At 66.0% G+C, this 11,850-nt stretch carries 12 protein-coding genes; 4 read left to right on the top strand and 8 right to left on the bottom strand.

Annotated elements, in window-relative coordinates:
• Window positions 1-70: 70 nt before the first annotated feature.
• Window positions 71-2,257: a patatin-like phospholipase family protein gene (locus ACO6VM_RS26295; protein ID WP_401056515.1), complete on the bottom strand. Its 2,187-nt coding sequence runs from the start codon at window positions 2,255-2,257 to the stop codon at window positions 71-73.
• 66 nt (window positions 2,258-2,323) lie between these two features.
• Between ACO6VM_RS26295 and ACO6VM_RS26290 the strand changes: the two genes are divergently transcribed.
• Window positions 2,324-2,605 carry a SelT/SelW/SelH family protein gene (locus tag ACO6VM_RS26290; RefSeq protein ID WP_110991950.1) on the top strand — a complete coding sequence of 94 codons (282 nt, stop codon included), beginning with the start codon at window positions 2,324-2,326 and terminating at the stop codon, window positions 2,603-2,605.
• Here the strand turns inward: ACO6VM_RS26290 and ACO6VM_RS26285 are convergent, their stop codons facing one another.
• Both ACO6VM_RS26285 and ACO6VM_RS26280 read right to left on the bottom strand, forming a co-directional pair.
• Complete coding sequence (locus tag ACO6VM_RS26285) at window positions 2,606-3,496, bottom strand: DMT family transporter (protein WP_110991949.1); 891 nt, start codon at window positions 3,494-3,496, stop codon at window positions 2,606-2,608.
• A 167-nt stretch (window positions 3,497-3,663) separates the two neighbouring features.
• Window positions 3,664-4,431, bottom strand: coding sequence for an AraC family transcriptional regulator (locus ACO6VM_RS26280; RefSeq protein WP_422404027.1), 768 nt, complete (start codon window positions 4,429-4,431; stop codon window positions 3,664-3,666).
• 142 nt (window positions 4,432-4,573) lie between these two features.
• On the opposite strand from ACO6VM_RS26280, the gene ACO6VM_RS26275 reads away from it, so the two are divergent.
• Window positions 4,574-5,380: a UDP-2,3-diacylglucosamine diphosphatase gene (locus tag ACO6VM_RS26275; protein WP_401056509.1), complete on the top strand. Its 807-nt coding sequence runs from the start codon at window positions 4,574-4,576 to the stop codon at window positions 5,378-5,380.
• 13 nt (window positions 5,381-5,393) lie between these two features.
• Here the strand turns inward: ACO6VM_RS26275 and ACO6VM_RS26270 are convergent, their stop codons facing one another.
• Both ACO6VM_RS26270 and ACO6VM_RS26265 read right to left on the bottom strand, forming a co-directional pair.
• Window positions 5,394-5,978 carry an HD domain-containing protein gene (locus tag ACO6VM_RS26270; RefSeq protein WP_125465054.1) on the bottom strand — a complete coding sequence of 195 codons (585 nt, stop codon included), beginning with the start codon at window positions 5,976-5,978 and terminating at the stop codon, window positions 5,394-5,396.
• A 104-nt stretch (window positions 5,979-6,082) separates the two neighbouring features.
• Window positions 6,083-6,394 carry an Mpo1-like protein gene (locus tag ACO6VM_RS26265; protein ID WP_401056505.1) on the bottom strand — a complete coding sequence of 104 codons (312 nt, stop codon included), beginning with the start codon at window positions 6,392-6,394 and terminating at the stop codon, window positions 6,083-6,085.
• Between the two features lie 153 nt (window positions 6,395-6,547).
• Between ACO6VM_RS26265 and ACO6VM_RS26260 the strand changes: the two genes are divergently transcribed.
• On the top strand, window positions 6,548-7,594 hold the full coding sequence (locus tag ACO6VM_RS26260; RefSeq protein ID WP_390967224.1) for an AraC family transcriptional regulator: 1,047 nt from the start codon (window positions 6,548-6,550) through the stop codon (window positions 7,592-7,594).
• On the opposite strand, the gene ACO6VM_RS26255 is transcribed toward ACO6VM_RS26260, so the two are convergent.
• Window positions 7,551-9,005, bottom strand: a complete 1,455-nt coding sequence (locus ACO6VM_RS26255; protein ID WP_110991943.1) for a TrkH family potassium uptake protein — start codon at window positions 9,003-9,005, stop codon at window positions 7,551-7,553. The genes ACO6VM_RS26260 and ACO6VM_RS26255 overlap by 44 nt on opposite strands.
• Before the next feature lie 214 nt (window positions 9,006-9,219).
• Between ACO6VM_RS26255 and ACO6VM_RS26250 the strand changes: the two genes are divergently transcribed.
• Window positions 9,220-9,777, top strand: a complete 558-nt coding sequence (locus ACO6VM_RS26250; protein ID WP_125465051.1) for an NAD(P)H nitroreductase — start codon at window positions 9,220-9,222, stop codon at window positions 9,775-9,777.
• A 135-nt stretch (window positions 9,778-9,912) separates the two neighbouring features.
• Here the strand turns inward: ACO6VM_RS26250 and ACO6VM_RS26245 are convergent, their stop codons facing one another.
• Window positions 9,913-11,301: a sensor histidine kinase gene (locus tag ACO6VM_RS26245; RefSeq protein ID WP_422404026.1), complete on the bottom strand. Its 1,389-nt coding sequence runs from the start codon at window positions 11,299-11,301 to the stop codon at window positions 9,913-9,915.
• Between the two features lie 12 nt (window positions 11,302-11,313).
• Window positions 11,314-11,730, bottom strand: coding sequence for a Spy/CpxP family protein refolding chaperone (locus ACO6VM_RS26240; protein ID WP_422404025.1), 417 nt, complete (start codon window positions 11,728-11,730; stop codon window positions 11,314-11,316).
• Window positions 11,731-11,850 lie beyond the last annotated feature (120 nt).

Below are 11,850 nucleotides of genomic sequence, written 5' to 3'. Positions count from 1 at the left end.
CGGAGAAGAGGTGGAGAAGCCCCCCACCGCGGCGGTGGGGTGGGGGCATTTTTCCCCCCCGCGATGCTTTCTAGAAGGTGTGCCCCAGATTCAGGTACACCGCCTGCTCATTCGCATCGTTGGCCCCATAGCTCAGGTTAAGCGGGCCCAGCGGCGTCTCCAGCCCGAGGAAGATGCTCGCGGCATTGATGTAGCCACTGTCGAACTCATTGTCGTTGTTCCACGCCCGGCCCCGCTCCAGCGACCCGCCCATGTACAGCGGGAAGTCCAGCGGCAGGTAGGCGCGTGGTGTCAGGCGGCGGTAATAGACCATGCGCAGCAGGCTCATGTTCTGCCCGGAGATCGAGTCCTGGCGAAAGCCTGACAACTGGCGGGCGCCACCAAACACGAAGCTTGATGTCACCACTTCGGCCTCATCCAGCGTGCGCCCGTAGCGCCCACCCAGCACCAAGGTATTCGGCCCGCTGCTGAAGGCCTTGTCCAGGTTGAACAACCACTGCCGGTAGTTCTGGTCCGAATCCAGCGACTGGTCGTACTTGCGCGCGGTCAGGCCGATCTGCTCGCCGCCATGGGGGAAGTAGACATTGTCGAAGGTATCGTACGAGTACTTGAGCTCGTAGAAGCCCTCGTTGAAGCTGACCTTGGGCAGGCTCTGGTCGCCGATGCGCACCTCGGCCTGGCCCCAGGCCTTGCCCACGCCCAGGCGCACTTCGCCGTAGGTGCTGATCTGCCGCCCGACGTTCAGGCCAAAGCCGTAGCGCTCCAGGCGGTACTCGGCCACCGGGTCGTTGTCCAGCGTGGCCTCGACGTTCTGTGAACCGAGGTCCAGATAAGGGGCGATGAAGTAGCGCGAGCCAACGTCCAGCGGCTGGTAGAACTCGCTGTACAGCTCCTGCTGGTCGCCGATCTGGGCGCGGGTGAGCCATTCGGCGCCCAGGCGGTTGATGCCGTTGACCCGGTAGCTGGCGCCCAGGTTGAAGGCGCTGTCGCCGCGCAGGTCATCGGACAGGTTCAGGCCCAGGCGCAGGTAGTCGGTGCCGCCGCGTCGGCCGCGGGCCTTGATCACCAGGGTGTTGGCGTCGCCTTTGTGCACCACGCGGTATTGCACCTGGTCGAAATAGTCCAGGCCGTACAGGGTGCCCATGTCGGTTTGCAGGCGATCGAGTTGCAGCGGCTCGCCGATCGGCTGGCGGATGTAGTAACGAATCACGTCGTCGCTGACCTTGGAGTCGTTTTCCACCTTGATCGCAGTGATCACCGGGGTGCGCTGGCCGGGTGAGCGGGCCACCGCCAGGCCGGCATCACCGTCGGCCTGGCGCAGCGCCGCCAGCCGCGGGTCAAGGGCGCGAGTGGCGCGGTAGCCGGCGTCGATCATGTCGTGGGCGCGGCCGAAGTCGGTGACGCCGAAGCTGGCCAGCGGCGGCTGCACCAGGATGTCGTCGCGGGCCAGGCTGGCCAATTGCTCCTCGGAGTTGCGCCGGGTCATCAGGGTGATCGACTGGTTGAGCACGTCGACCACCGTGGCCAACTGCTTGCGGTTGCGCAGCGGGGTGCCGATGTCGACCACGATGGCGATGTCGACGCCCATCTCGCGCACCACATCCAGCGGGATGTTGTCGGTCATGCCGCCGTCCACCAGCAGCCGGCCGTCCAGCTCCACCGGGGCGAACACCGCCGGGATCGACATGCTGGCGCGCACCACCTGGGGCAGGTGGCCGCGGCGGAACACCACTTTTTCACCCGTGGTGATGTCGGTGGCCACGGCGCGGAAGGGAATCGGCAGCTTGTCGAAGTCGCGGATATCGGCAGTGTGCGCCAGCTTGCTCTCCAGCAGCAGCGAGAGGTTCTGGCCCTGGATCACCCCCAGCGGCAGGCCCAGGCTGCCATCGTCGCGGAAGCTCAGCTTCTGCTTGACCAGGAAATCGCGGTCATCCTGCTTGCGGCGGAACGGGATATCCTCGCGCGGCGGGGCATCGGACAGCGCCTGCTGCCAGTCCAGGGTGGTCGCCAGTTTTTCCAGCTCCTCGACGCTGTAGCCCGAGGCATACAGCCCGCCGACCACCGCGCCCATGCTGGTGCCGGCGATGGCGTCGATGCGCACGCCTTGTTCCTCCAGGGCCTTGAGCACACCGATGTGCGCCAGGCCGCGGGCGGCACCGCCCGACAGCACCAGGCCGACCTTCGGCCTGGCAGGCTCGGCGGCGAACAGGGTGAGGGAGGTGAGCGTCAGCAAAAGGCATAACAGCAGGCGGCGCATCGTGAGTCTCAAAAGCAGCGGTAAAGACCGCTAGTATAAGCGGCCCTTCCTCTGGAGATGCCCGACATGGCCGACAGCAAACCGCAGATCGTCATTACCTACTGCACCCAGTGCCAATGGCTGCTGCGTGCCGCCTGGCTGGCCCAGGAGCTGCTCAGCACCTTCGCCGACGAGCTTGGCCAGGTGGCGTTGGCGCCAGGTACCGGTGGCGTGTTCCGCATCACGTGCGACGGCGTGCAACTGTGGGAGCGCAAGGCTGATGGCGGCTTCCCCGAAGCCAAGGTGCTCAAGCAGCGGCTGCGCGACCTGATCGACCCCGAGCGCGACCTGGGCCACAACGATCGCTGATCAGGCGCTCTCCACCACGGCGCGCGGTTTCACCGGCTGCTCGGCGGCCATGCGGCTGGACAGCACGATGGCGAAGATGATCAGCGCGCCGCCGGCGAGCATGCGCAGGGTGGGGGTTTCGGCGAACACCACCCAGGCCACGGCGATGCCGTAGACCGGCTCCATGCCGAACACCACCGCCGCGGTGCGGGCCTTGATCACCGCCAGGCTGGCGACGAACAGGCTGTGGGCGACACCGGTGCAGAACACCCCCAGCAGGGCGATCCACAGCCAGTCCATGGGCGCTACGCTGGTCAGCCCCGGGGCGGCGAAGGGCAGCAGGCACAGGCTGACCACCAGGTTCTGCCACAGCGCCGCCTGCACCGCCGGCAGGCGCCCGGAACCTGCGCGGTTGGTCAGTGACAGCAGCGAGAACAGCAGCCCCGAAAGCAGCGCCCAGAGCAGCCCGCCGGTGGCCTCGCTGGCCAGGTCGAAAGCAGGGGTGACCAGCACCAGGCCGATGCTCACCAGCACAACCAGCACGGCCTCGTTGCGACGGATACGCTCACGGAACAACAGGCCTTCAAGGATGACCGTGAAGGCCGGGAAGCTGGCAAAGCCCAAGGTGGCAATGGCCACGCCCGCGACCTTGACCGCGACGAAGAAGCTCACCCAGTGCCCCGCCAGCAATACCCCGCCCAGCAGCAGGCGGCGTAGGTCGCGCCCGCCCAAAGGCTGCCAGGCCTGACGCGCCAGGCTGGCGAACAGGCCCAAGGCGAGCACGGCGAAGGCGGCGCGGCCGAAGACGATGATCGACGGGCTGGCACTGGCGGCCAGTTTGCCGAACACGCCGGTCAGGCCGAAGAACAGCGCGCCAATGTGCAGGGCGCCGAGGGCGGTGCGGTGGTTCATGGTGGTCCTTGGGTTGTTTGCGCGATATTACCGGCCCTATCGCGGGGCAAGCCCGCTCCCACGCTAAAGGCAGGTTCTACTGTGGGAGCGGGCTTGCCCCGCGATAGGGCTGGTACCGGCGCTCAGTGTAAAAGGCCGGTTCGCCGGTGTCTGTCGCCAGCCTCGCGTCAGTTATCGCCGGGCTCTCGCCGTAACGCCGAGGGTGTGCAGCCAAATGCCCGCATCACCGCCGCACTGAAGGCACTCTGCGACTCGTATCCCACCCGCGCGGCGATCTCGCCCACTGGCAGCAGGGACTCGCGCAACAACTGCCGGGCCATGAGCAGCCGCCGCTGGCGGATGTAGTCCATCGGCGTCATGCCGCATTCCGCAGTGAAACGCGCATGCAGTCGAGCGCTGGACAGCCCGGCCAGCCGCGCCAGATCAGCGACCTGCAGTGGGTAGGCGGCATGCTGTTCGATATGGGCGTCGAAGGCTGCGTAGGGCAGGCGGCTGCTGGCGACTATCGGTGCCCCCGCCCGAGGGTTGAGGCTGGCCAGCAACAGCACCGCACCCTGGCGGGCGATCAATGGGTCGTCCATCGGGCTGGTCGCCAGCCAGTCCACCAACTGCTGCTGACGGTTGTCCAGGCCCAGCGTGCCGGGGCGGTCGAGCAGGCGGCGGCTGGCATCGGCATGCACCCCCAGCTGTTCGCCGAGCCAGTGCTCGCCCGGCACATCCAGCACCAGGCAGTGACTGCCGGCGGTGCTGCCGCAGGTGTGGTGGGCGCCGGCAGGCACCACCATCAAGGCCTGGCGATCGACCCGCGCACCCTGGCCCTGCACCTCGAAGTCCAGCCGCCCGCGCAGGCCGAACACCAGTTGCGGGTGCTCGTGGCTATGGGCGATCAACTCGTCACGGTAGTGGCGCAGTGAAAGCAGCGGGCCGGTGGTCATGGTGGGTCCTCGTCGGGCAGGGGAAGAGTGTACACCCAGTGTCGGGCTGCCTGGGGGCAAGGCGCGATCAGTCGTCATCGGCCTGCCACCAACCTGTCACTTGTGCCTGCCAGTCTCCAGCAAACAGTGCCGGAGCCTGCCCATGACCCATGCCGAAACCGTCCGCCCGTCACGCAAGCAGCGTGTCCGTACCCTGTGGATCTCCGACGTGCACCTGGGCACCCGGGATTGCCAGGCCGAACACCTGTCGCACTTTCTCAAGGGCTATCAGGCCGACCGCATCTACCTGGTCGGCGACATCATCGATGGCTGGAAGCTGCGCGGCGGCATCTATTGGCCCCAGGCGCACACCAACGTCATTCGCCGCCTGCTGACCATGAGCAAGCGCGGTACCGAAGTCATCTACGTCACCGGCAACCATGACGAGTTCCTGCGCCGCTATTCCAAACTGATCCTCGGCAATATCCAGCTGGTGGACGAAGCCGAACACCTCACCGCCGATGGCCGTCGCCTGCTGGTGATCCACGGCGACCAGTTCGACGTGATCACCCGTTATCACCGCTGGCTGGCGTTCCTGGGCGACCGCGCCTACGAATTCACTCTGGTGCTCAACCGCTGGCTCAACCATTGGCGTGCCCGTTATGGCTATGGTTACTGGTCGCTGTCTGCCTACCTCAAGCACAAGGTCAAGGGCGCGGTGAGCTTCATCAGCGATTTCGAGGATGCGATTGCCCACGAGTGCACCCGGCGAGGCTTCCAGGGCGTGGTCTGCGGGCATATACACCATGCCGAAATACGCCGGGTCGGCGAGGTGGAATACCTCAACTGCGGTGACTGGGTGGAGTCGTGCACGGCGCTGATCGAGCATTGGGACGGGCAGATCGAGCTGTACCGTTTCGCCGATGCCCAGGCGCGCGAGGTCGCGCAGCGGTTGGCGGAGCTTGTGTAGGAGCCCCGGTTGTTCAGGCAGATTCTTGTAATGCCGCTTTGTAGATGGATTGCCTCGGCTGGGCAAACACCCGCTCAAGCATCGGCTCGAAGAACGACAACGGCAGGCTTTCATAGTCGGGGTCGAACGCGGCGGCATCGTAGCGCGCACAGAAATCGATGGTTTGCTGGTACTGCGGGTGTGCGCTGAATTGCTCGCGCAGGTGCCGGTCCATGCCCAGGTGGTGGAAGAAGTAGTAGCCCTGGAAGATCCCGTGGTGTTCCACCATCCAAAGGTTTTCCGGGCTGACGAAGGGCTTGAGGATCGCCGCGGCGATGTCCGGGTGGTTGTAGCTGCCCAGAGTGTCGCCAATGTCATGCAGCAGCGCGCAGACCACGTACTCCTCGTCGCGCCCGTCACGCCAGGCGCGGCTGGCGGTCTGCAGCGAATGGCTGAGGCGGTCGATGGGGAAGCCGCCGAAGTCACCGTCGAGCAGGCGCAGGTGCGCCAGGATGCGGCGTGGCAGTTGGCGGGCATAGGCGCGAAAGTCATCGGCGATGATCGCCCAGTCCTGGGCGGTGCCATCGCGCATGTGGTTGAAGCTGGCTTGCTGGTTCATTGCCTTTGGGCTACTCAGGGCGGGGTCATGCCAACAGTGTTGGGCATGTCGGCGGGCCTGGCAGTGGCCGGCGGGGACGTGAACCTGGCCTTGCGGGCCGTTATTCAGAGGCTGAGCCGGCCCAGCAGAATGTCGCGAAACATGGCGAAGTCGCCGATCAGGCTGTACCAGGGGTGGGTGAAGGTGGCCGGGCGATTCTTTTCGAAGAAGAAGTGGCCGGCCCAGGCGAAACCGTAGCCGGCCAGAGGCACGGCGAGCAGCAGCAGCCACTTGCCGCTGGCGATGGTGTAGGCGAGCAGGGCGATCACCAGGCTGGTACCGACGAAGTGCAGGCGGCGGCAGGTGGGGTTGCTGTGCTCGCCCAGGTAATAGGGATAGAACTCGGCAAAACTGCGGAACTGCGCTGTGCTGGTCATGGCTGTGCTCCCGGAGCTGCTGTTGAAGACAGGATACACGGCGTGGAGCCTGAATCGAGTCTAGAGTCAGCTGATGCGCTGGCCAGTGACAATTGGCGCCAATTGAGTATCCTTTCGATTCACCGCAGGAGCGGTCAGCACAAGAAGCCTGTCATGAGTGAGAGAACCACTTCAGCCAGCTGGGCATCAGGGATCGTCAAGGCGCTTGAGCTGGAGGGGCTCGACTGCCCGGCCATGTTCAGGCAACTGGGACTGGATTTTGCCTCCCTCGAAGACCCCGATGCGCGTTTCCCCCAGGACGCCATGACCCGGCTGTGGCAACTGGCGGTCGAGCTGTCCGGCAATGAAGCCATCGGCCTGAACATGGCGCGGGTGGTACGCCCGGCTTCGTTTCATGTGGTCGGTTATGCGCTGATGTCCAGCCGCACCCTGGCCGAAGGTTTCGAGCGCCTGGTGCGTTACCAGCGGATCATTGCCGAAAGCTCGGACCTGAGCTTTCGCCTCGGGCCGGAAGGCTATTCGCTGATCCTGACGGTGCATGGCGACCACCTGCCGCCCACCCGGCACAGCGCGGAAGCCTCGCTGGCGTGCGCCCTGGCGCTGTCGAGCTGGCTCAGCGGGCGGCCGATCCAGTTGCGGCGGGTGCTGATCCAGGGCCCGCAGCCGAAGAATATCGAGCCGTACAAGGTGGCGTTCCACGCACCACTGGTATTTGGTGCGGCCCATGATGCGCTGCTATTCGAGCGCGCCGACATGGAGGCGCCATTGCCCACCGCCAACGAAGCCATGGCCATACTGCATGATCGTTTTGCCGGCGAGTACCTGGCGCGGTTCTCGGAGAGCCGGGTCACCCATCGGGTGCGCCAGGTGCTGTGCCGCATCCTGCCGCAAGGCGAGCCCAAGCGCGACACCGTGGCCCAGGCCCTGCACCTGTCGCAGCGCACCCTGCAGCGGCGCCTGCAGGACGAGGGCACCAGCTTCCAGACCCTGCTTGACGACACCCGCCGGGAACTGGCCGAGCAGTACCTCGCCCAGCCGGGTACCACCTTGCTGGAAACCGCCTACCTGCTGGGGTTTGCCGACCCGAGCAACTTCTACCGGGCGTTCCGCCGCTGGTTCGATGCCACCCCCAGCGAGTACCGCGCGCGCTTGACCCTCAGTGACGCCAGAACGCTGGCATGCACAACACCAGCACCGTGATGATCTCCAGCCGGCCCAGCAACATGCCGCCGGCCAGGATCCACTTGGCGGCATCCGGCAAGGTGGCGTAGTTGCCGGCCGGGCCGATCACCTCGCCCAGGCCCGGCCCGACCCCCGAGACGGTGCCCGCCGCGCCGGTCAGCGCGGTCATCCAATCGACGCCCAGCAGCGACAGCAGCAGGGCGATGATGCAGATGGTGATGGCGAAGAAGAACGAGAAGGTCAGGATCGAACGCACGATCTCTTCGTCGAGACGGTGGCCGTTGTACTTCTGCTTGATCACCGCGCGCGGGTGGATCAGCTGGTTGAGGTTGGCCTTGAGCAGGATATAGGCCACCTGGAAACGGAAGATCTTGATGCCGCCGGCGGTCGAGCCCGAGCAGCCCCCGACGAAACCCAGATAGAAGAACAGCATCAGCGAGAAGTTGCCCCACAGGCTGTAGTCGCCCAGGGCGAAACCGGTGGTGGTGACCACCGAGGTGACGTTCAGTGCCACGTGACGCAAGGCATCGAGCCAGTGCAGGTCGGTGGTGGCCCAGTACCAGGTGCCCAGCACCAGCCAGGTGGCCACCAGCATGCCGAGCAGGCCCTGGACCTGCTGGTCCTTGATCAGCGCCTTGCGGTGGCCGCGTAGGGTGGCCACGTAGAGGGTGAACGGCACGCTGCCGAGGATCATCACCACCACCGCGACCCAGTGCACCGCCGGGATGTCCCATTTGGCCAGCGACTGGTCGGAGGTGGAGAAACCGCCAGTGGAAATCGCCGACATGGCGTGGTTGATCGCATCGAACAGGCCCATGCCCGCCCACCAGAACGCCAGGCTGCCGAACACCGTGATGCCGACGTAGACCCCGACGATCGACTTGGCGACCATGTGCGAGCGCGGCATGACCTTCTCCGAGCGGTCGGACGACTCGGTCTGGAACAGGCGCATGCCACCGATGCGCAGCAGCGGCAGGATCGCCACCGCCATGCCGATGAAGCCGATGCCGCCCAGCCAGTGCAGCATCGAGCGCCACATCAGGATGCCGGGTGACATGCTGTCCAGCCCGCTGAGCACCGTGGCGCCGGTGGCGGTAATGCCCGACATGCTCTCGAAGAAGGCATCGGTGTAGCTGATGTGCTGGGTGAGCAAAAACGGCAGGGCGGCAAACACGCACACCACCAGCCAGCTGCTGACGGTCAGCAGGTACATGTCGCGCGGGCGCAGATGCACGTGCTCGGGGCGGCCGGGCACCACCAGGCCGAGGCCGGCGACGAAGGTGATCAGGCTCGACCAGAGGAACGACGGCATGTCGCCGGTGCGTTCGAAGACCACCAGGGTCGCCATGGGCACCACCATGCTCACCGCCAGGGTGATCAGGAAGATGCCGATGATGAAACCAATGATCCTTAAGGTCGGCAACGCCATGTGATCTGCCCTGACTCGCAACGGAAAGGGCGCCATTCTACCTGTGGACCGGGTCTTGTAAACGCACGATTGGGGTGTGGGAGCTGGCTTGCCCCGCGATGCATTGCGGCTCGACGCCATCGCGGGGCAAGTCGCATCGGCGCACCGCCGCTCCCACGTTGCCTTCCGGTTGGTGCAGAATGGCGGCACTTTCAACTTGCCAGGAGGGAAGCCGATGGAGGCTCTCGACGCATTGCTCAACCGTGTTTCCGTACCACGCCTGACGGAGCCCGCGCCCAACGCCGCGCAGCGCGAGGCGCTGTTCCAGGCGGCGCTGCGTGCGCCGGACCATGGCCAGCTGCGGCCCTGGCGCTTCCTGACCATCGAAGGGCAGGGCCGCGAGAAGCTCGGCGAGCTGTTCGCCGAAGCGGTACAGGCCAAAGGTGATGCCACCCAGGCTGCGTTGGACAAGGCCCGGGCCATGCCACTGCGCGCACCGCTGCTGATCGTGGTGATCGCCAAACTGCAGGATCACTTCAAGGTGCCGAAGATCGAGCAGCGCCTGGCCGCCGGTTGTGCGGCCCACGGGATCCTGATCGCGGCGCATGCCCAGGGCATCGGCGCGGTATGGCGCACCGGCGACATGGCCTTCGATGCCCATGTGCACAAGGGGCTTGGGCTGGCCGAGAACGAAGAGCTGATCGGCTACCTGTACGTCGGCACGCCAATGGCCGAGCCGCGCACCGCGCCGATCCTGGAAACCGCCGAGTACGTCAGCGCCTGGGGCGAGTGATTTAGTCGGGGGCCGCTTCGCGGCCCTTTCGCCGGCAAGCCGGCTCCCACAGGGTTAGCGCGTGGCTTGGGTTGCTGCGGTCGGTGTGGGAGCCGGCTTGCCGGCGAAAGGGTTGCGCAGCAGCCCCAGGATCTGTCAGCCAGCGCTGACCTCACAGGGCAACTGCAGCGTCGCCACAAACCCACCCTGCGGATGATTCGCCAGCGTCAGACTGCCGCCATGGCGCTCCGCCGCCTTGCGCGCGATCGCCAGGCCCAACCCATGCCCCGCTGCCTCCTGGCCCGGCGCGCGGTAGAACGGCTCGCCCAACTGCGCCAGATGTTCCTCTGCCACCCCCGGCCCATGGTCACGCACGCTCAGGACAATGCGCTCCTGTTCACGGTGGGCATCAATTTCGATCGGTTGCCCCAGCGGATTGAAGCGCAGGGCATTGCGCAGCAGGTTGTCCACCGCCCGCTCGATCAAGGTCGGCCAGCCTTGCAGGGTCAGCCCCGGCTGCATCTGCAGGCGCACTTCCTGATCCGGCGCCGCCAACTGGGCGTCTTTACGCACGCCACCCAGCACGGCATTGAGGTCCACGGGCTCGGCATGCGCCTGCTCGGCATCGACCCGGGCCAGCACCAGAATTTCACTGATCAGGTCTTCCAGGCGGTCGCACTCACGGGTCAGCCGTGGCCATAGGGCCTGGCGCTGTTCGGGCCCGGCGCGTTCGGCCAGGGCCAGGGCGACGCGCAGGCGCGCCAAGGGCGAGCGCAATTCGTGGGACACATCGCGCAGCAACTGGCGCTGGCTGCCGATCAGGCTCTGCAGGCGTGCGCCCATCTTGTTGAAGTCGTTGGCCAGCACGCCGAACTCGTCGCGGCGCACGGCCAGGCGCGCCAGGCTGTTTTGCTGATAGCTGGCCTGCCCCAGGTCATGCACCGCGCCGCGCAGGCGGCTCAGCGGGCGGGTGATCGACAGGGTCACCAGCAGGCTGAACAGGGTCAGTACCACCAGCGCGATGCCCAGCGCGCTGAGCGGCCAGATCAGGCTTTCGCGGTGCCAGGCGGCCAGTTCCGGGTGGGGGATACGGTAGATCAGCAGGTAGGTTTCGCCGCTGGTGGGGCTGGTGTATTCCTCGGTCAGGCGGCGCCAGGGCAGGCGGCGTTGGTCGTTGTGCTGGCGCGCCTCGAACGCGGCAGCGCGGCGCGGGAAGGTGCCGGGTACCACGGCATCGCCACTGTCGTCGAGCACCTGTACGTCGATCTTGTAGCGTTGCTTGCGCCGCTCAAGGAAGCGTTGCGACGACTCCAGGCCTTCCTGTTCGTAATGCTGCACCCAGCGGCTGGCCAGGGTGTTCAGGCCGGGGTGGCGGCTGAGGATCCAGGTGTCCTGGTTGAGCATGTGGCCGAGCAGGATCGACAGGCCGGCGACCAGGGCGATGGCCAGCCAGAAGCTGGCCAGGATGCGCCAGAACAGTGAACGCAAGACGAGCACCTCCGTGAAATGGCAAAAGCCCGGCCCGCTGCTGAGCGGGCCGGGCATTGGGGGTACAGCTTACTGGGCCTTGCTGCCTTTTTCAGCCTTCCAGGCCTGGAACTCCTGCCACTCGGCCTTGCGCGCGGCGCGTTCTTTCTGCAGTTCGTCGAACTTCTTCTGCTGGTCCGGCTTGAGCAGGGCGCGGATCTGGCCTTCGGTCTTGTCGTGGCTGGCCTTGATTTCGTCCTTCATGGCCTTCTGCTCGGCGGCCGGCAGCTTGTTCATGTAGCGCTCGGTGATGTCGCGGCGTTGTTGCATCTGCTCGCTCATCAGCTTGCCGATCTGCTGGCGCTGGTCGCGGCTCAGGTCCAGCTGGGCGAAAGGCGCGTCACCGCGATGATGCGGGCCGTCGTGGCGCGGGCCGCCTTCAGGCATGGCCATGGCTACGGTCGGCAGGGCGGCGGCGAACATCAGGGCGATAAGGGTCTTGCGCATGGTGTCTCTCCTTTCAGGGGCCGGTGGTTACCGGATGAGCCCAGTCTAGGGAGATCAAGGTCAAGGGCGGTCAGGCGAGGGTAAAGGCTGGGTAAAGATCAACGGAGCCGCTGGACGGTG

The sequence above is a fragment of the Pseudomonas sp. GZD-209 genome (assembly GCF_049310485.1).
Taxonomy (GTDB): domain Bacteria; phylum Pseudomonadota; class Gammaproteobacteria; order Pseudomonadales; family Pseudomonadaceae; genus Aquipseudomonas; species Aquipseudomonas sichuanensis.
Note: the sequence above shows the minus strand (reverse complement) of the source record. Positions and strands in the feature narration are given on the sequence as shown.

Bases quoted from the DNA above. Each gene is read 5' to 3' on its own strand.
- ACO6VM_RS26295 (WP_401056515.1), bottom strand. From the start codon at position 2,257: ATGCGCCGCCTGCTGTTATGCCTTTTGCTGACGCTCACCTCCCTCACC.
- ACO6VM_RS26290 (WP_110991950.1), top strand. From the start codon at position 2,324: ATGGCCGACAGCAAACCGCAGATCGTCATTACCTACTGCACCCAGTGC.
- ACO6VM_RS26285 (WP_110991949.1), bottom strand. From the start codon at position 3,496: ATGAACCACCGCACCGCCCTCGGCGCCCTGCACATTGGCGCGCTGTTC.
- ACO6VM_RS26280 (WP_422404027.1), bottom strand. From the start codon at position 4,431: ATGACCACCGGCCCGCTGCTTTCACTGCGCCACTACCGTGACGAGTTG.
- ACO6VM_RS26275 (WP_401056509.1), top strand. From the start codon at position 4,574: ATGACCCATGCCGAAACCGTCCGCCCGTCACGCAAGCAGCGTGTCCGT.
- ACO6VM_RS26270 (WP_125465054.1), bottom strand. From the start codon at position 5,978: ATGAACCAGCAAGCCAGCTTCAACCACATGCGCGATGGCACCGCCCAG.
- ACO6VM_RS26265 (WP_401056505.1), bottom strand. From the start codon at position 6,394: ATGACCAGCACAGCGCAGTTCCGCAGTTTTGCCGAGTTCTATCCCTAT.
- ACO6VM_RS26260 (WP_390967224.1), top strand. From the start codon at position 6,548: ATGAGTGAGAGAACCACTTCAGCCAGCTGGGCATCAGGGATCGTCAAG.
- ACO6VM_RS26255 (WP_110991943.1), bottom strand. From the start codon at position 9,005: ATGGCGTTGCCGACCTTAAGGATCATTGGTTTCATCATCGGCATCTTC.
- ACO6VM_RS26250 (WP_125465051.1), top strand. From the start codon at position 9,220: ATGGAGGCTCTCGACGCATTGCTCAACCGTGTTTCCGTACCACGCCTG.
- ACO6VM_RS26245 (WP_422404026.1), bottom strand. From the start codon at position 11,301: ATGCCCGGCCCGCTCAGCAGCGGGCCGGGCTTTTGCCATTTCACGGAG.
- ACO6VM_RS26240 (WP_422404025.1), bottom strand. From the start codon at position 11,730: ATGCGCAAGACCCTTATCGCCCTGATGTTCGCCGCCGCCCTGCCGACC.